The sequence below is a fragment of the Microbacterium yannicii genome (genome assembly GCF_024055635.1).
Classification (GTDB): Bacteria; Actinomycetota; Actinomycetes; order Actinomycetales; family Microbacteriaceae; genus Microbacterium; species Microbacterium yannicii.
On record NZ_JAMXMB010000032.1, the window covers coordinates 173,322 to 190,706 of the forward strand.

13 protein-coding genes are annotated in these 17,385 nt (G+C 67.7%); 5 read left to right on the forward strand and 8 right to left on the reverse strand.

Annotated elements, in window-relative coordinates; all coding sequences use genetic code 11:
- Nucleotides 1-4,058: 4,058 nt before the first annotated feature.
- The 8 genes from NCG93_RS13205 to rpmH all read right to left on the reverse strand — a co-directional run bounded on the left by NCG93_RS13205 (nucleotide 4,059) and on the right by rpmH (nucleotide 9,858).
- Nucleotides 4,059-4,877, reverse strand: coding sequence for a hypothetical protein (locus tag NCG93_RS13205; RefSeq protein ID WP_194412194.1), 819 nt, complete (start codon nucleotides 4,875-4,877; stop codon nucleotides 4,059-4,061).
- Nucleotides 4,877-5,386, reverse strand: a complete 510-nt coding sequence (locus tag NCG93_RS13210; RefSeq protein WP_194412193.1) for a hypothetical protein — start codon at nucleotides 5,384-5,386, stop codon at nucleotides 4,877-4,879. The genes NCG93_RS13205 and NCG93_RS13210 overlap by 1 nt, the downstream gene beginning before the upstream one ends.
- Before the next feature lie 1,272 nt (nucleotides 5,387-6,658).
- On the reverse strand, nucleotides 6,659-7,282 hold the full coding sequence (gene rsmG, locus NCG93_RS13215) for a 16S rRNA (guanine(527)-N(7))-methyltransferase RsmG (RefSeq protein WP_194412192.1): 624 nt from the start codon (nucleotides 7,280-7,282) through the stop codon (nucleotides 6,659-6,661).
- 42 nt (nucleotides 7,283-7,324) lie between these two features.
- A complete protein-coding gene (locus NCG93_RS13220; RefSeq protein ID WP_194412191.1) occupies nucleotides 7,325-7,843 on the reverse strand; it encodes a Jag family protein in 519 nt (172 codons plus the stop codon).
- A 23-nt stretch (nucleotides 7,844-7,866) separates the two neighbouring features.
- A complete protein-coding gene (gene yidC, locus NCG93_RS13225; RefSeq protein ID WP_194412190.1) occupies nucleotides 7,867-9,015 on the reverse strand; it encodes a membrane protein insertase YidC in 1,149 nt (382 codons plus the stop codon).
- A gap of 8 nt (nucleotides 9,016-9,023) precedes the next feature.
- Nucleotides 9,024-9,380, reverse strand: a complete 357-nt coding sequence (gene yidD / locus NCG93_RS13230; RefSeq protein WP_194412189.1) for a membrane protein insertion efficiency factor YidD — start codon at nucleotides 9,378-9,380, stop codon at nucleotides 9,024-9,026.
- The gene (rnpA, locus tag NCG93_RS13235; protein WP_194412188.1) at nucleotides 9,377-9,712 is read right to left on the reverse strand and encodes a ribonuclease P protein component; all 336 of its coding nucleotides are present in this window, start codon (nucleotides 9,710-9,712) and stop codon (nucleotides 9,377-9,379) included. The genes yidD and rnpA overlap by 4 nt, the downstream gene beginning before the upstream one ends.
- A gap of 8 nt (nucleotides 9,713-9,720) precedes the next feature.
- Nucleotides 9,721-9,858, reverse strand: a complete 138-nt coding sequence (gene rpmH / locus NCG93_RS13240) for a 50S ribosomal protein L34 (protein WP_055952712.1) — start codon at nucleotides 9,856-9,858, stop codon at nucleotides 9,721-9,723.
- A 309-nt stretch (nucleotides 9,859-10,167) separates the two neighbouring features.
- Here rpmH and dnaA point away from each other — a divergent pair, with 309 nt between their 5' ends.
- The 5 genes from dnaA to gyrB all read left to right on the forward strand — a co-directional run bounded on the left by dnaA (nucleotide 10,168) and on the right by gyrB (nucleotide 17,360).
- Nucleotides 10,168-11,601: a chromosomal replication initiator protein DnaA gene (gene dnaA, locus NCG93_RS13245; protein ID WP_194412187.1), complete on the forward strand. Its 1,434-nt coding sequence runs from the start codon at nucleotides 10,168-10,170 to the stop codon at nucleotides 11,599-11,601.
- Between the two features lie 478 nt (nucleotides 11,602-12,079).
- Nucleotides 12,080-13,234, forward strand: coding sequence for a DNA polymerase III subunit beta (gene dnaN / locus NCG93_RS13250; protein ID WP_194412186.1), 1,155 nt, complete (start codon nucleotides 12,080-12,082; stop codon nucleotides 13,232-13,234).
- Nucleotides 13,235-13,449: 215 nt separating this feature from the next.
- Entirely contained in the window at nucleotides 13,450-14,676 is a 1,227-nt protein-coding gene (recF, locus tag NCG93_RS13255; protein ID WP_194412185.1) for a DNA replication/repair protein RecF, read from the forward strand.
- On the forward strand, nucleotides 14,669-15,205 hold the full coding sequence (locus tag NCG93_RS13260) for a DciA family protein (RefSeq protein ID WP_194412184.1): 537 nt from the start codon (nucleotides 14,669-14,671) through the stop codon (nucleotides 15,203-15,205). The genes recF and NCG93_RS13260 overlap by 8 nt, the downstream gene beginning before the upstream one ends.
- A gap of 121 nt (nucleotides 15,206-15,326) precedes the next feature.
- On the forward strand, nucleotides 15,327-17,360 hold the full coding sequence (gyrB, locus tag NCG93_RS13265) for a DNA topoisomerase (ATP-hydrolyzing) subunit B (protein ID WP_194412183.1): 2,034 nt from the start codon (nucleotides 15,327-15,329) through the stop codon (nucleotides 17,358-17,360).
- Nucleotides 17,361-17,385 lie beyond the last annotated feature (25 nt).

Consider the following 17,385-nt stretch of genomic DNA (forward strand, 5'->3'; position numbering starts at 1 on the left):
ACGCAGCCCGCGGCCTGCTGCCGAGAGGAGGAGGGTGAGAAGTGCGGCAGCTCGTTCACGGCCCGAGGAGCGCCGTCCAACCTGTGAGCGTGTGGCGACTAGCCCGCGTGTGGCCTAGGGGTATCGAAGCCTGTTTCACGTGAAACATCGTTGATCTGATGATGGGCGATGGGCGCCAGAGTCGACGCTCGATGGGATTGCATCCTCCGACGTCGGGCGGGTCTTGGTCTGCTGCGCGGCAGGGCCTGTTAGTCGGCGCGCGGCTGAGGCTCGGACGTCAGACCTGATCGTGACGGTATTCAACTTCGATCGGCTTCAGACGCCGCGGCACGCTCCCAGCGCGCACATGCCGGCAGGGATGCCACACAGTGACCGGCGTCCCCGACGCGACGTGTGCGCTGGACCGAAGCCGTCCGCACCTGTAGCGAAGGAGAGCGGGAAGGGGCGCTGCTGCCCGGCTACTCCGGAACCCCACCTCACCTCCGCGCAGGTGATGCTGGGTTGCTGCCACGGGCGTTGGCACGGCGTCGTTCATGCCGGACCGCTGCGTCATCGGGTGCTGCCTGCGCTGCGTCATCGGGTGCTGCCTGCGCTGAGCCCTCTCGGAGCCGGAGGATCGGCCGCCGGCGAGCGTCGTGTGCCGGCCAAGCCCAGCTGAACACGTCGTCGGTAGATCGGGAACTTCTCCAGCGGACACTGGAGTGGTTGTCGAACGATCTCGCGTCTGCGAGGTGGGCAGGGTCGCAGGGCGCGCCACGCTGAGCGTAGCGAGCCGAGCGCCGCCACTCACGCAGCGGCTCGTCTCCCGTGGGGTCTCGTCGAGGGTTGCGCCGACTGACCATGCTTCTCTGCCTCAACACACGTCCGTCGCTTCTCCGCGGTCCCCGACACTCGCCCGGTCTCGTCCCCTCGGCCACGCGGCGTGCTCTGATACGCCATGCCGGGGAGCGGCACGAGGGATACGAGGCATCCCGCCTGCCTCCATGCCGGTGCGGGGTCGTCCACCCAGGATGCCTCGTCGGCCGATTACGCCGCACGTCGGCGCTCACTGGGGTGGGGGCACCTCGCTGCATCTTGGTGCTGCGACAGGCAGCCCGGTCATCGCGGCAGCCTGGGCGCAGGCGAATGCAACGCCCAGAGCCTCGGCGTTTCACGTGAAACACTGCATTCGCTCCTCGAGGACACCACGAACCTGTTCGCGCTGACCGCGGGCCATGCCGCGGTGCCTCCCGTTCAAACTCCCGCCACCTCCACCGTCCGCTTCCTGGCACCTCGAACGGGCACAATCCCGGCACAGCTCGATCGCAATGATCACGTCACACACCGAAGCCAGCGTCTGGGACCCACGAGCCCGTGTTCGGGCACCCGCCACACGTCGGCCGCATCACGATCGCGCTGCGCGACCTCCCTCGTCGGTCGCGCGCGTCGTGGTCGTGATGCCGCTCCGTCGTTCCTCACTTGTCCCTCACGCCTCCAACGAGCCTTTGGTGGCCCTACATCCTGGCCGACACCCGCTTGTCGAGCTGCCCCAGAAGCCGAATTCATCGGAACTCATGCCCCACGGATGAAGACCGGGGGGCACGTGCCTACCGCGGTGACGACAACGCAACCCGCACGGCGCGCGCCCGGTCCTCGTCACCATGGCGCCGCCGAAGCTCCGTCGGGGACACCAGCGCAGGTGCGGGGGACGTCAATGCAGGGCACGGGCCTGCAGCCGCCATGCTGCCCCGGAGGATCAAGCTCGCGTGACGCCCGATGGTGCATCGGTGTTCACGTGCGACTTGCCACCGCGCAGGCATCGAGTAGGTGGGCCGGCAGACGCAGGAGTGGTCGCGGAACAGAGCCGCCGCGCGGGCACGACCGGCGAGGGCAGGCTTCGCGGTTCGGACGTGCTTCCTGAGTGTGGGCACAGCGCGATGCCGGCCGCTTCTGCGTCGCCGCAGAGTAAGGGGGAGACGCTGGATGGATCATCCACCCGAGCTGGCGGTGGCGCCACGCGTGATAACCCGCCCAACGGTCACCCGTGAACCGCGTACGGCGTGTTTCACGTGAAACGCTCGGTCATCCGCACGCCCGGGCAGGTTCTTGCGCGTTCGGATGACGACCGAAGCAGGCCTCACTCCATCAGTGGGCCGTGGCGGCGGTATTCGGGCTGCTGGATCGCGGCCCGCTCCGGCGTTGACCGGCCAGGTGACGCGATGCGGGCTCCAGCCCGAGAATCCGCGCTGGCACCCGGCCGGCAAGCAACCCACCGCCGCATGTGCCGCGCTTCGCGAGAGACCCTCGGTCGTTCGCCGGCCTGGACCGTTCGGTGCGTGGTCTCCGATCTCCGAATGCGGGCCCGCTCCGTCGTGGCTCTGGCGCGGCACGTCGCCTAGGCATAGCGGTGGTGACGAATCAGTCGCGACGCCCCTTCAGCGCCCGACTTCCCCCACCACGCCCAGCAGCACCACGCTTGGTCCGTTTCACGTGAAACATCCAGTCCATACGTTCGCTCAGTCGCCAAGCCGCCACACCCCGCGAATGCGGGCGAGTATCGGCCGCACGCTACGTGCCGGCATGTCGTCGGCGGCACCACGGTTCTTCCGTCTCGATGCGCCCAGTCGCGGCCGTTTCTCCAGGGGCAGCGGTCGGCGCCCCGGCGAATGCGAGCTGTCTCCGTCTTGTTTCGGAGATACGCGACCACGCTGTACTGCGCCCGTTTCACGTGAAACGGGCGCACCTCGATGCCCCACTCCGATGCGTTCACGCACCAAGATGTCACGGCAGATGGCCGTCCGCACGCCAGCTCTGCATGGGCATCTCGGCCACCACGCTGCTCGCGCGATGAGCGACAACCCTTCTTCGCCGCGAACAGCCTCCGCGCGTACCGGCCCAGCCGGCTAACGGAGCCGCAGCGCGTTTCACGTGAAACGACCCGTTCGTATACTCGCGCGCACGCGCCACGCCGCCAAGGCTCCTCGGATGGAGGCGACGCCCTACCCGATCACGCTGGCGCCACCCGCTCACTCTGCGTGTGCGATGACGTCGATCGGCCCGACGCCACCCGCGGCTCTATAGGACCACCGGTCGCCACACCCTCTGTGGGGGCGATACCTCCACGTCCGGTCTCGGTGGGTAGCACCCGATGCCTGCGCAGTGCCCGCCCACGCGTAACGACCGCTCAGTGACGTCCACTCACGTTCCGCGCCGCCGCGCCCTGAGCGCAGGCGGTCCTCGCGCTCCGCGCTTCGTGCGCCATCTCGTCTACAGCACGACTATCCACCCCGGTGGGAGACAGTTTGCGACGTCCCGTTACAAGCGCGCGAAGCGCGTGCGATCCTGCGGTACAACCGCCACTGTCCCTCGAGCCTGGCGTGCACGTCAAACGCCTCTCTTCCACGCCGACGCGGCTCCACACTGCCGGCAACCCGAATGCAGGCAACATCCGCAGGCTGGTTCCGCGGGCCGCGGGTCGCCTGCGGCACCCAAGTGAAAGTGGAAATCCGTTCCCGGTATCGCGTGCAACGCGGACGACGGGGGCATCGGATGTTTCACGTGAAACGCCGCATGCGCGGCCATGCCCCCGCACGCCGAGCGGCGGTGGCACCTTCGCCGCATGCGCGCACTGCCCTCGCCGATCCGGCGCGCGGCCGCCCGCGAGCTGGAGGACCGCCATCCCGGATCGACCGACCGGGTGTTTCCGCTGTCGCCTGCGTGGGAAGCACACGACCGAATGTGCGCCCTCCGCCGCAACGCGCAGCGTGGTCGACGTCAGTTCGCGCGGAATCGATGAGAGCGATACCTTCGGCCAGACGACTGCCTGTCACGTTCGCCGACCAGCTGCCCTCGCAGGCTCACCGATGCTGCGGGCCTCAGGGGAGCGCGGTGCCCGCCCGTAACGAGCGTCGCAGTCGTGCCGCGCCCAATAGTCCGGCTATGGGCGGCAAGCCCCGTGTTTCACGTGAAACATTCCCGGGCCTTCGGCAGCAAAAATTGTGCGGACGAGCAATCCGCATGTTTCACGTGAAACACACCCGCTCAGACACGGCTCGTATTGTGCCCCCACCTCGCGGCGGCTACCGCGCATCTGGCGCTTCGATGACCCATGCTTCGACCGTGGCCCCGCGATGCTGAAAACGGAGGACGCTGCCCAGGGCAAGTCCTCCGGCGATGTCCGGATCGCCGCCGTTCCAGACACCCACGTCGGCAATGAGCTGACCGGATCGTGGCGTACACACAGCTTGCAGAGTCCGTTCGCTCGACTCTTCGACGAGGATCAGGCAGGGATTGTCGAGGTCGTCGACCGCGCTCCACACGGCCACTCCATGGAACGCGCCGTAAGGGGTGAGGGTCTGCTGATCGACAGTCCGATCCATGAACAACCCCTCCTCGCTACTGAAGACGATCCAGCGGTCCTCCGCCGCGGCATCAGCCGTCCGCGCCCCCGCCTGCAGGATGGCGGCCGGACGCGGGGCGAGCGCCCAGTAGATACCGCACACGACGGCCGCGCACACCACGGCGGCCGCAAGACCCAGGAAGACGTAGCGGCGCGAGTTCCTCAGCGTTCGCCCCCACGGGGCGCCATACCCGCGGTTGTCCAGGCGAGTCGCTGGCGATATCGCAGCGGCAGCGCCGGCCTCGGCGCTCCCGACCGCTTCGACCTCAGCGGGGGCGACTGGGGGCGCTTCGCCAGGAGTGGCGATGGCTGCGGGGGACGGACCGGGCCCCGCCGGGCCTCTCGCTGCAACAGCGCGACGATGCGCTTCCTCGAGCTCCGCGAGCCGTGCGATTGCCGCGGGATCGCTGTCGATGTCGGATGCTGGTCCGTACGCGCGTTCCCGCAGTTCAGCGAGTTCACGCTCCGGGTCGAACGCTTCACCCGATACCTCGCTCATCATCCACCTGCGTCGGGCAGAAGAAGGCTCACGTCGACCGCATCAGAGCGCAGAGTGAACCGGTAGGCGGCGCCGATGGGCAGTCCGTGTGCGATCGTATCGACGAACGTCGTCGCACCAACCGGCACGCAGGAGGTGCCCAGTACGTCTTGCGTCCGTCGATGGATCGCAATGACACAGGAGGAGCCGAACGCGTTCGACGCGGACCAGAGCTCGACGCCTTCGTGTGTACCGAAGCTGCGAAGAGTGTCGAGGTCTATCTCGAGGTGTTCCGCCTCGGGCGGTTCCAAGACACGAAGAACGAGCTCATCAGGGGGAGTTCCCGTTGCCTGAAGGGTGACGTCCGGCCGCGCGTCGGTGCCGCGTGTCACCGCAGCCACGGCGACGGACCCACCGATGATGACACCGACCGTGAGGGCAAGCACCGCCAACCGCACGGAGCGCGAGCGCGGGATACCGCTTCGCAGATCACTCCCATGTTCGGCGCCCGAAGGCGTCGAGCTCCCCATGCGGCGCAGGTTACACCCGCACAGCAGCTGCTGCCATGGCTCGGTTGCTATTGCAGCCGGCGCGGGCGGCCCACGGAGTGCGGTGTTTCACGTGAAACGCCGGCCATCGGTACGGCGCGCAGTGCAGCGGATATCCCGCGTCTCGCTCCCGCGTGCCGTCCTCTCTTTCCGTGATCCACGGTAAGCCGACGGCGGCCGTGAGACCATCGCGCGCGTCCGGGTCGTTCAGGCGCCGTCGCATTCCGCCCCGCAACTGCTTGCGCCCGTGTCAACCGCTTGCATCGGCGCCGAATCGGACAGGCGAGAGGCGCAACGGAGGCGCCCGGCTCGCCATCGAGTATGAAGCCCCACCGAGCCCCCGTAGCGCTGCTGCGCCGTGAATGTCAACGATGAACCGCCTGGTCCTCACACCAGACCTCCCGAAATCGACGCCGATCGCGAGCCAGACCTCACAGCCGATTCGACACCGTTGCGCGGATCCGGGCGCAGATGCGCGGCGGCCATTGACGCCGCAGATGTCGTCAACAGCCGGCGTTGCGGCATGGGGGATGGGATGACGTTTCACGTGAAACATGGTCGCGCCCCGCACGCGATCACTTCACCGATGTCCGATGACGGCTCTGCACCGCGGCAGGCAGCGACAGGGGACTGAGCGCGCAGCGACCGCACGTTTCACGTGCAACACCCTCGACGCCCGCGCGCATGCGGACCTCGCACGAACACGCGCGGGAGAAGCAAACCTCACGACGGACCGGCGACGGCGGCAAACAAGGAAACGGTCGGTGGATGAGAAACTCCGCTGCAGGTACAGATCCCGCGCGCCCCCTTTGGCAGCCGCAACGGCGTACACGCCCAGGCCATTCGCTGGGCAGCCGCACACTGGGATACCGCAGGCCGCAACGACGGGACCAGAACGACACACTGCTTCCCCGCGGGATCCGACATGCACTCTTGGCCGAGGCCAATCGCAGCCAGCGCCACCGCAAAGGACGCCACCCGGAAGACTACGAAGACCCATCGCCTGGGCCTCGAGGCGAATTCGCGCGGCAGACCAGCCATGCGGCGCCGCGAGCCGCTCCGCCCGGGTCATAAGGATCGGACTTTGCTCACGCCCAGGCTTGGGCCATCGAGCATCTACGGCATGCCGCGCCGTGGCGCCGCGAGAATTCATGGCGCCTGCCCGACCGGAGTGATGGAACCACCCGCTCGGCGAACGATCACGCGGGACAGCTCAACAAAACGGCCGCGCTCGCGCTGCGGCCGCACACGGTCTCAGCGAACGGTGGCGCGAATCACCCGGGACGGCTCGGCGAGCAGACCCTCGCCGATCACCTCGACGCGCGCGTTCGTCACCTTGAACTTTCGCAGTTGCTTCTCTGCGGCCTCGATCTCGTTGGTGGCGCTGGTGCCCTTGAGAAGGATGAGCTCACCGCCCGGGCGGACCAGGGGAGCGGTGATGGGCACGAGGGTGCGGAGCGCGCTCACGGCCCGTGCCGTCACGGCGTCGAGGACAGGTCCCTGCTTCCAGTCCTCGGCCCGCGCACGCACCACCTCGACGTTCTCGAGTCCGAGAGCATCGACCTGCTCCGACAGCCACGCGATGCGGCGTTCCATCGGCTCGATGAGCACCCACTCGACGTCCGGACGCGCGATCGCGAGCACGAGTCCCGGGAGGCCGGCACCCGAGCCGACGTCGCCGACTCGCCCTGAGAAAAGGGGAGCGATGACTGCGCTGTTCAGGATGTGACGCGACCACAGGCGCGGGGGCTCGAGCGGGCCGATCAGGCCCCGCTCCTCACCGTGCCGGCCGAGCGCGGCCGCGAATGCGCGTGCGACCTCGATCCGGTCGCCGAAGATCTCGGCGGCGGCCGCCGGCTCTTGCTCGATGTCGGTCATCGACGGTTCCACGACCATGAATGCTCCACGTGAGACCGCTGCTCAGCCGCGACGGATGACCGTGTGGCGGTCGGCGCCTTCACCGTACGATTCCGACACGAATCCGCGATCAGCGACGATGTCGTGGACGACCTTGCGCTCGTAGCTCGACATGGCGGGCAGCGAGGCCTGCGAGGCTCCGTCATCCAACCGCGCGATCGCACGGTCGACGAGGGCCTCGAGCTCGTGCTGGCGGGCATCCCGCGAGCCGCCGACGTCGAGGATCAGCCGCGAGAACCGGCCGGTGCGGCTCTGCACTGCGATGCGGGTCAGCTCCTGCAGCGCCTGCACGGTGTCGGGGGCGGCGATGAGCGCCACCGATCCGCCCGACGGTGCGGCGACCGAGACGTAGGCGCGGCCGGCACGCACATCGAGGTCGAGATCGCCGTCGATGTCGGCGATGTCGAGCAGCCCCTCGATGAAGTCGGCGGCGATGTCGCCTTCCTCTTCGAGCTGGGCGACGGTGGCGGGCACCCGCTCCTCGCGCGTGTCGACGGGTGCGTACTCAGGGGACGTGGTCATGGCGTGATCCTCGTGTGCGTCGGTCAGGAAGCGGCGCCGGAACCGGCGGAGCTGCTGGAGTCGGTGTCGCCGGCGGCCGGGCTGCCCGGCTTCTGGCCCGGCTGCTTCTGCGCCTGCTTCTTGGCGCGCTGCTTGCTCACCGGCTGCTGGCGCTTGGGGGTGATCGCCTTCGCCTTCTCGGCCTCTTCGTACAGGCGCTGCTGCTCGGCGACGTACTTCTCCATCGGAACGACCTTGCCCGAAGCGTCGATCGCCTTGCCCTTGCGCGCCAGACGCTCCTCCCGCGCCTTGGCTGCGTCGGAGCCGGGCGTCGGCATCTCACGGATGACGAGGAACTGCTGGCCCATCGTCCACAGGTTCGACACGAACCAGTAGATGACGACGCCGAGCGGGAAGAAGACGCCCGAGAAGATGAAGCCCAGCGGAAGGATGTAGAGCATGATGCGCTGCATCTGGTAGGCCTGGCCGGTCTTGGCCTCGGGGGAGAGGTTCTTCGAGATGATCTGCAGCTGCGTGAAGAACTGCGACGCGATCATCAGCACGACGAGGGTGATCAGGATGATGATCGCCGGGGTGTTGCCGGTCTGGAACGCCTGGATGAGGGTCTCGTGCAGCGATGCGACGCCGAAGAGCTTGGCGTTGTAGAACTCCGCGGTGAGCTCGGCGCTGAGGAGTCCGACACCGCCGGTGCCGGCGTTGTAGTGCTTGGTGACGTCGCTCAGCACGCTGTACAGCGCGAAGAACACGGGCATCTGCACCAGGAGCGGGAGACAGCTCGACACCGGTGTCGTGCCGTGCTTCTTGTACAGCGCCATCGTCTCGCGGCTCATGGCCTCGCGAGACAGCTGATCCTTCTTGCCCTTATACTTCTCCTGGACTTTCCGCAGTTCAGGAGCGATTTCCATCATCTTGCGCTGGCTCTTGATCTGGCGCACGAAGAGCGGGATGAGAGCAGAGCGGACGACGACGACGAGGCCCACGATCGAGAGCACCCAGGTGATGCCATCGGCGGCCGGAAGACCGATCGCCGTGAAGAACCAGTGCCAGAAGACGAGCACCGCTTCGACGGCCCACTTCAGCGGCCAGAGGATGATGCCGAAGAGGTCGAATCCTCCGCTGGGCGCTGCGGGTGACGGCGAAGGCGTCGAGGCGAGGGCTGACAAGAGATCCATGTGGAGGATCAGTCCTTTCCGGTGGGGGCGGGCACGACGAACCCGTGACGGGTCAGTTCGTGCCGGAAGTTCTTGTGGGGCGGCACGTCATCGACGCCGCCGACGGCCCAGGGATGGCAGCGGGCGAGGCGCGCTGCCGTGAGCGCCGCACCTTTCACCGCACCGTGCTGCTGCACCGCGCCGACCGCGTACGCCGAGCACGACGGGTAGTACTTGCAGACGTCGCCGTAGGTGTGCGAGATCGTGGCGCGGTATCCATGCAGCAGTGCAAGGACCGCGTTGCGGGGGAGCAGGGGGACGCTGCGGAGCGAATCGGATGCCGAGAACTCGGCGTCACCCAGGGCATAGGCGGGAAGGACGCTCATCGGGCCCTCCGTGCCAGGCACTTCTCGACGTCGCTGCGCAGATCCGCGAATGACGCGGATGCCGCGCTCGGCAGTGCGCGGATCACGATGTCATCGCCGGCGCCGACGGACGCGAGCGAGTCGAGGCACAGGGCCTTCAGCCGACGACGGACCGTGTTGCGCACGACCGCACCACCCACCTGCCGGCTCACGATGAAACCGAACCGCGCCGGACCATCGGTCACGGCGCGGTTCACGTAGGTCACGGTGTGCGCTCCGGCACACCGACGGCCCCGACGGACGACGGCCTTGTACTCCGCGCCGCGGGTGAGTCGGTTCCGCCTCGCGAGCACCGCTCGGCTCAGGCCGAGAGCTCGGTGCGCCCCTTGGCGCGACGAGCCGAAAGGATGCCGCGGCCGGCGCGCGTGCGCATGCGGGCGCGGAAGCCGTGCTTCTTGGCGCGGCGGCGGTTGTTGGGCTGGAAGGTGCGCTTGCTCATGGGAACTACTTCCGATCAGGTGTCACCGGGACGCTCGAGACCGGGGACGTGTGTACAGGGGCGACTGCCGCGAGGGCATAAGTCAACCGATTAAGGCTACGTCGTGTTGCCCGAGAACTCAAACCGAGCGCAGAACGTGTCATTATGCACCGGCGGCGCACTCCACCCTGGCACCGACACGCAGGGCGGCTCTACAGTGGAGTTTGCTCACGCGACGCCTCCTGACTAGCGTGGCTCCGGCAGTTATCCACAGGCCTGGACCGACGTTTCCGCGGCTTCCGGTGGAATCATCGACAACCCGGGGGGGCCATGACACCGCACGAAGTTCCAGATGTTCCGGTCTGGACGGCCGTTCTGGACGAACTCGTGCGAGACGATCGCATCACCCCCCAGCTGCACGGCTTCATCAGCCTGGCCGTGCCGCAGGGTGTGATGGGCGGAACGCTGTACCTCGACGTTCCCAACGATCTGACCGCCGCCCAGTTCACCAAGCGCATGCGCGCGCCGATCCTCGAGGCGCTCACGCGTGTCGTCCAGGACGGCCAGAATCCGGCCTCGACGTTCCGCGTCGTCGTCAATCCCGACCTGGCGGACGCGCACCTGACGGCGCCGATCCCGATCCAGTCCAGCGTGCCGGTCATGTCGAACGCGGCCCCGCTGGGGCGCCCGCGTGTCGAGGAGCCCGCGGAGCCGGCATCCGTCTCGCGCAGCGACACCCGACTCAACCCCAAGTACACGTTCGACAACTTCGTCATCGGCCAGTCGAACCGGTTCGCGCATGCCGCGGCGGTCGCCGTGGCGGAGGCGCCCGCGAAGGCGTACAACCCGCTGTTCATCTACGGCGACTCGGGCCTCGGCAAGACCCATCTGCTCCACGCCATCGGCGATTACGCGCTCAGCCTGTACGCCGGCATCCGCGTGCGCTACGTGTCGAGCGAGGAGTTCACGAACGACTTCATCAACTCGATCGCCAACAACCGCGGCTCGGCATTCCAGGCGCGGTATCGCGATGTCGACATCCTCCTGATCGACGACATCCAGTTCCTGCAGGGGCGCGCTGAGACGCAGGAGGCGTTCTTCCACACGTTCAACCAGCTGCATGATCACGACAAGCAGGTCGTGATCACGAGCGATGTCCCGCCGAAGCACCTCACCGGCTTCGAGGACCGCATGCGCAGCCGCTTCGAGTGGGGCCTCATCACCGACGTGCAGGCGCCCGACCTCGAGACCCGCATCGCGATCCTGCGCAAGAAGGCGCAGTCCGAGCGCCTCCACATCCCCGACGAGGTGATGGAGTACATCGCCACGGTGGTGTCGTCGAACATCCGCGAGCTCGAGGGCGCCCTCATCCGCGTCTCGGCGTTCGCGAGTCTCAACCGCTCCACACTCGACATGTCGCTCGCGCAGACGGTGCTGCGCGACATCGTCGACCAGGACGACGCCAACGTCATCTCGCCGACCGACATCATCACGGCGACGGCCGCTTACTTCAAGCTCACCGTCGACGACCTGTACGGCTCGAGTCGCTCCCAGCAGGTGGCGCAGGCGCGTCAGATCGCCATGTACCTGTGTCGCGAGCGGACGAGTCTGTCGCTGCCGAAGATCGGACAGCTGTTCGGCAACCGCGATCACACCACCGTGATGTACGCCTACAAGAAGATCAGCGAGCTCATGAAGGAGCGCCGTTCGATCTACAACCAGGTCACGGAGATCACCGCTCAGCTCGGCCGCACCGGCCGCTGACGACCGTCTACATCCCTCGATGGGTCCGTGCGTTACGACGCGCGGACCCATCTGCGCATATGCCCGAAGAAGTTCTTGACAGGTGCGGCGAGCAGGGCCATCATTCCGGTTCTGCACAGTGTGGAAAACCTGTGGATAACTCTCCAACCCTGCGGAAACTCCTGTGAACGAGCGGGGGAGGCCTGTGGATGGATCGCGGATGCCGGGGGCCGCGGCATCCCACTTCCCGACCTTCGTCCGCAGCCGTTCCACAACTCACACTCTTGTGGTTCCGGTGTCCCGACTGGCGGCGCGCGAGTTGTCCACAGTTTCCACAGTCGTTAACACCATGACAAGAAATCTCTCTGATGAACCCGTCCGATCACCTTTGCGGTGGAGAGCCGCTCGGCGAACAGACCGGGCTGGCAATCTCCGAGGCTGGCACTAGCATGAGAACCCCGAGCCCGCAGTCGAAGGGCCCGCTGCAGAGGGAGCGTTCGTGAAGTTCCACGTCAATCGCGATGTGTTCAGCGAAGCCGTATCGTTCGTCGTCAAACTCCTGCCGCAGCGCAACCCGCAGCCGATCCTGGCGGGCGTGCTGATCGAGGCATCCGAGGGAGGCCTCTCGCTGGCAGCCTTCGACTACGAGGCGTCGGCCCGCACGACGATCGATGCGACGGTCGACGACCCCGGCACGATCCTGGTCCACGGCCGGCTGCTCTCCGACATCGCCAGCCGCCTGCCGAACGCCCCGATCCAGATCGAGGTCGATGACGACGGCGGCATCCTGCTCACGTGCGGCTCGGCACGGTTCACGCTGGCGTCCATGCCGGTGCAGGAGTACCCCGCGATCCCCGAGGTCACCGGAGATTCGGGTCTCGTTCCGTCGGAGGATTTCGCCACCGCCATCGCCCAGGTCGCCTTCGCGGCGTCGCGCGACGACGTCACCCCCGTGCTCACCGGCGTGCAGCTCGAGGTATCGGGGACGAGCCTCAGCCTGGTCGCCACCGATCGCTACCGTGTCGCGCTCCGCGAGATCCCGTGGGACGGCGGTGGCACGGCGACCGACGAGTCCACGACGGCGCTCGTGCCGGCGCGCACGCTGACCGAGGTGGGCAAGACGTTCGCCCACGGCGGCGACATCTCCATCGCGTTCTCGGGTTCGGGCGATCGCGAGATCATCGCGTTCACCGCGGGCAACAAGACCGTGACGTCGCTGCTCATCAAGGGCAACTTCCCGCCCGTGCGGCGCCTGTTCCCCGAGGCCACCGAGCACCACGCCGTGGTCAACACCGCCGAGCTGGCCGAAGCGGTGCGGCGTGTGTCGCTGGTGCTCGACCGGTCGGCCCCGCTGCGCTTCACCTTCACGACCGACAGCGTGTCGATGGATGCCTCGGGCACCGAGCAGGCGCGCGCCACCGAGTCCGTCGACGCCACGCTCCTGGGCGGCGACGATGTGACGCTGGGTCTCAACCCGCAGTACCTGCTCGAGTCGCTCGGCGCGGTCAAGAGCGAGTTCGTGCGGATCACGTTCACCTCGAGCGAGAACGCGAACAAGCTGAGCCCGGTGCTCATCACCCCGCAGACCTCGGTCGACCGTGCGGGCTCCGACTCGTTCCGCTACCTGCTGCAGCCCAACCTGCTCCTTCGCTGACCTGCGCCGGTCGGAGCCGGCCCTGCTCCGCGAGCGCGGCCCGATCCCTGAGCTTGTCGAAGGGCGCTTCGACAAGCTCAGCGACCGGCCACAGTCTCAGCGACCGGCCACAGTCTCAGAGGACGGGAGTCCCGGGCGAGACGCCGAGCCCCGGTCGTTGAGCGACCGAGGAACGGGCGAGGCGAAACGTCGCACACTCGAACTAGGCTGACGCAGTGATCGTGGAGCACCTGAGTCTCGTCGACTTCCGCAACTATGCGGCCGCCGACGTCGAACTCGGGCCCGGCCCGAACGTGTTCGTGGGCCGCAATGGTCAGGGCAAGACGAATCTCGCCGAAGCCATCGCTTTCTTCGCGACGCTGGGCTCCCATCGCGTGTCGAACGACGCCCCGATGGTGCGCGACGGTGCGGATGCCGCGATCATCCGCGCGCGACTGGCGCACGGCGAGCGGCGGGTCCAGCTCGAGGTGCAGGTCAACAGGCAGGGCTCGAACAAGGCACGGGTCAACGGCGCCGCGGTGAAGCCGGCCGAACTGCCCCGCTACGCGCAGGTGGTGCTGTTCGCGCCGGAGGACCTGCAGATCGTGCGCGGCGACCCGTCCGCGCGCCGCCGTTTCGCGGATCAGCTGCTCGTGCAGCGCGCGCCGCGCATGGCCGGCGTGATCGCCGACTACGACCGGGTGCTCAAACAGCGCACCGCGCTGCTCAAATCCGCGAGGGCACGCGGCATCCGCGGCGACGCTCTCTCGACGCTCGACGTCTGGGACGACAAGCTCGTCTCACTCGGCACACAGCTCATCGCGGCGCGGCTGGCGCTCGCGACCGACCTCGCGACACCGCTCGCCGCCGCGTACACCGCCATCGCGGGGGCCGACCACCGCCCCGAGATCGAGTGGGCTCTGTCGGTCGAGGGCGCCGTCACCGACGAGGACGGCGACGGCGGATCGGCTCCTGGCTCCGTCGATGCGCCGGCCGCTTCGACCGGGACCTCGGCCGACCGCATCGCCGAACTGTTCCGGCAGGCTCTGGCCGCGAAGCGCTCTGCCGAGCTCGACCGCGGGCTCACGCTGGTCGGTCCGCATCGGGACGATCTGCTGCTGCGCATCCGCGATCTTCCGGTGAAGGGATATGCCTCGCACGGGGAGTCGTGGTCGGTGGCGCTCTCGCTGCGGCTCGCGTCGGCCGAGCTGCTGCGGGCCGATTCTCGCCTCGGCGATCCGGTGCTCATCCTGGACGACGTGTTCGCCGAGCTCGACACCGATCGCCGTGCCCGGCTCGCGCAGCTCGCCGCCGACTACGAGCAGGTGGTGGTGACCGCCGCGGTCGAAGGCGACGTCCCCGACGAGCTGCGGGCCCGCATGGTCCGGGTGGAGGCCGGGCGCATCCTCGCCGCCCCGGAATCTGAGGTGGAAGCGGAGACGGGGGCGGCGGCGGATGACTGACTCCTCGACAGGCTCAGGGACCGGGGCGGGCGCGAACGGCGTGCCCGACCGCTCGGACGTGCCCGAGACCATCGCGACCTACCTGCGGCTGAGGGGACTCGAGCCGTCGGCGCGATCGTTCCGCAAGCGCCGCCGTCGCACGGTCGACGACGAGAACATCCCTTTCGCACCAGGGCGCGACCCGCGCGGAGTGGGCGATGTGATCGCCGACCTCACCCGGGAGGCCGGCTGGAACGGTCAGCTGGCCCGCGAGGACGTCGTGCGGGCCTGGGCCGAGGTCGCGGGCGAGGACACCGCTCGGCACACCCGGCCCGTCGCCTTCTCGGAGGGGTCGCTGACGGTCCAGGCCGACTCCACGGCGTGGGCGAAACAGCTGCAGCTGATGCGCGCGCACATCCTCTCGGAGATCGTCCGGCGCTTCCCCGAGGCGAAGGTCGACGCGGTCCGCTTCATCGGGCCGGACGTCCCCTCCTGGAAATGGGGTCCCAGAACGATTCCAGGGCGGGGTCCGCGCGATACCTACGGATGAGGCACGTCCGGAGTCCTCCGCACAAGTTTCATCCCGTTAGACAGGCGTAGAGCGCTGTGATCGGGCCGTTACCGGATAGACTGTCAGGGCCCGCATAGAACCGTCTGGAGCCCTCGCGAAGATGACGTCTGACAACCCCGATAACGTTTCCGAGGAACCCGAAACGCCCGAGCAGGCTCCCAACGGCTACGGGGCAGACGACATCCAGGTGCTGGAAGGCCTCGAGGCGGTGCGCAAGCGCCCCGGCATGTACATCGGGTCCACCGGTGAGCGGGGTCTGCACCACCTCGTCTACGAGATCGTCGACAACTCGGTCGACGAGGCCCTCGCCGGCTACTGCGACACCATCAACGTGACGATCCTGCCCGACGGCGGCATCCGCTGCGTCGACAACGGCCGCGGCATCCCGGTCGGCATCCACCGCACCGAGGGCAAGTCGACGGTCGAAGTCGTGCTCACCGTGCTGCACGCCGGCGGCAAGTTCGGCGGCGGCGGCTATGCGGTGTCCGGCGGCCTGCATGGCGTGGGCTCGTCGGTCGTCAACGCGCTGTCGACCCGCCTCGAGGTCGAGGTGAAGCGCGAGGGCTACGTCTGGCGGCAGTCCTACCGCGACGGCGGTCAGCCGCAGGCGCCGCTCGCCAAGGTCGAGCCCACCGAAGAGACCGGCACGATCATCGAGTTCTGGCCCGACGACACGATCTTCGAGTCCGTGCACTACGACTACGACACCCTGCGCACGCGCTTCCAGCAGACGGCGTTCCTCAACAAGGGTCTGCGCATCACCCTGGCAGACGAGCGCCCGGAGTCGGCGTACGTCGCCGACGCCGAGGGCGGCGGATCGGAAGAGCGCCAGCCCTTCGACGACTTCTACTACGAGCGCGGCCTCGTGGACTACGTGGAGTACCTGAACAAGGTGCGTCACGCGGATGTCGTCAACGACGAGATCATCGAGATCGAGTCGGAGGACACCACACGCCACATCTCGCTCGAGCTCGCCATGCAGTGGACCACGAGCTACACCGAGAACGTCTTCACGTTCGCGAACACCATCAACACGCATGAGGGCGGCACGCACGAGGAGGGTTTCCGTGCGGCGCTGACGACGCTCGTCAACAAGTACGCACGCGACAAGAACCTCCTCAAGGAGAAGGACGACAACCTCACCGGCGACGACATCCGCGAGGGCCTCACCGCGGTCATCTCGGTCAAGCTCTCGGAGCCGCAGTTCGAGGGTCAGACCAAGACCAAGCTCGGCAACACCGAGGCGAAGTCGTTCGTGCAGAAGATCGTGGGCGATCAGCTGGGCGACTGGCTCGAGCGCAACCCGGTGCAGGCCAAGCGCGTGATCACGAAGGCGATCGACGCGGCATCCGCTCGCATGGCCGCTCGCAAGGCCCGCGAGACGGCTCGTCGCAAGAGCGTCTTCGAGTCCGCCGCGATGCCCGACAAGCTCAAGGACTGCACCAGCAAGGACCCGTCGATCAGCGAGATCTTCCTCGTCGAGGGAGACTCGGCCGGCGGCTCGGCCGTGTCGGGACGCGATCCGCACACCCAGGCGATCCTGGCCCTGCGCGGCAAGATCCTCAACGTCGAGCGCGCACGCCTCGACAAGGCCCTGGCCAACAAAGAGGTCCAGGCGATGATCCAGGCCTTCGGCACGGGCATCGGCGAGGACTTCGACATCGACAAGGCGCGCTATCACAAGATCGTGCTGATGGCGGATGCCGACGTCGACGGCCAGCACATCACCACACTGCTGCTCACCATGCTGTTCCGGTACATGCGCGGGCTCATCGAGGCCGGTTTCGTCTATCTCGCCATGCCGCCGCTGTACCGGCTCAAGTGGACGAACGCGGCCCACGAGTACGTCTACTCCGACAAGGAGCGCGACGCCCTCCTCGAGCATGGACTGGCGAATGGCAAGCGGATCCCCAAGGACTCCGGCATCCAGCGGTACAAGGGTCTCGGCGAGATGAACGCCAAGGAGCTGTGGGAGACCACGATGGACCACACCACCCGGACGCTGCGCCAGGTGACCATCGACGACGCCGCTGCCGCCGACGAGATCTTCTCCGTCCTGATGGGCGAGGACGTCGAGTCCCGCCGCACGTTCATCCAGCGCAACGCCAAGGACGTCCGCTTCCTGGACATCTAGCGCTCGAAGCGACGACCTCAGGTCG

Coding starts and splice junctions, on each gene's coding strand:
- yidC (WP_194412190.1), bottom strand. CDS start 9,015: ATGGATCTCTTGTCAGCCCTCGCCTCGACGCCTTCGCCGTCACCCGCA.
- gyrB (WP_194412183.1), top strand. CDS start 15,327: ATGACGTCTGACAACCCCGATAACGTTTCCGAGGAACCCGAAACGCCC.
- NCG93_RS13260 (WP_194412184.1), top strand. CDS start 14,669: ATGACTGACTCCTCGACAGGCTCAGGGACCGGGGCGGGCGCGAACGGC.
- NCG93_RS13210 (WP_194412193.1), bottom strand. CDS start 5,386: ATGGGGAGCTCGACGCCTTCGGGCGCCGAACATGGGAGTGATCTGCGA.
- rsmG (WP_194412192.1), bottom strand. CDS start 7,282: ATGACCGACATCGAGCAAGAGCCGGCGGCCGCCGCCGAGATCTTCGGC.
- yidD (WP_194412189.1), bottom strand. CDS start 9,380: ATGAGCGTCCTTCCCGCCTATGCCCTGGGTGACGCCGAGTTCTCGGCA.
- rpmH (WP_055952712.1), bottom strand. CDS start 9,858: ATGAGCAAGCGCACCTTCCAGCCCAACAACCGCCGCCGCGCCAAGAAG.
- NCG93_RS13220 (WP_194412191.1), bottom strand. CDS start 7,843: ATGACCACGTCCCCTGAGTACGCACCCGTCGACACGCGCGAGGAGCGG.
- dnaA (WP_194412187.1), top strand. CDS start 10,168: ATGACACCGCACGAAGTTCCAGATGTTCCGGTCTGGACGGCCGTTCTG.
- NCG93_RS13205 (WP_194412194.1), bottom strand. CDS start 4,877: ATGAGCGAGGTATCGGGTGAAGCGTTCGACCCGGAGCGTGAACTCGCT.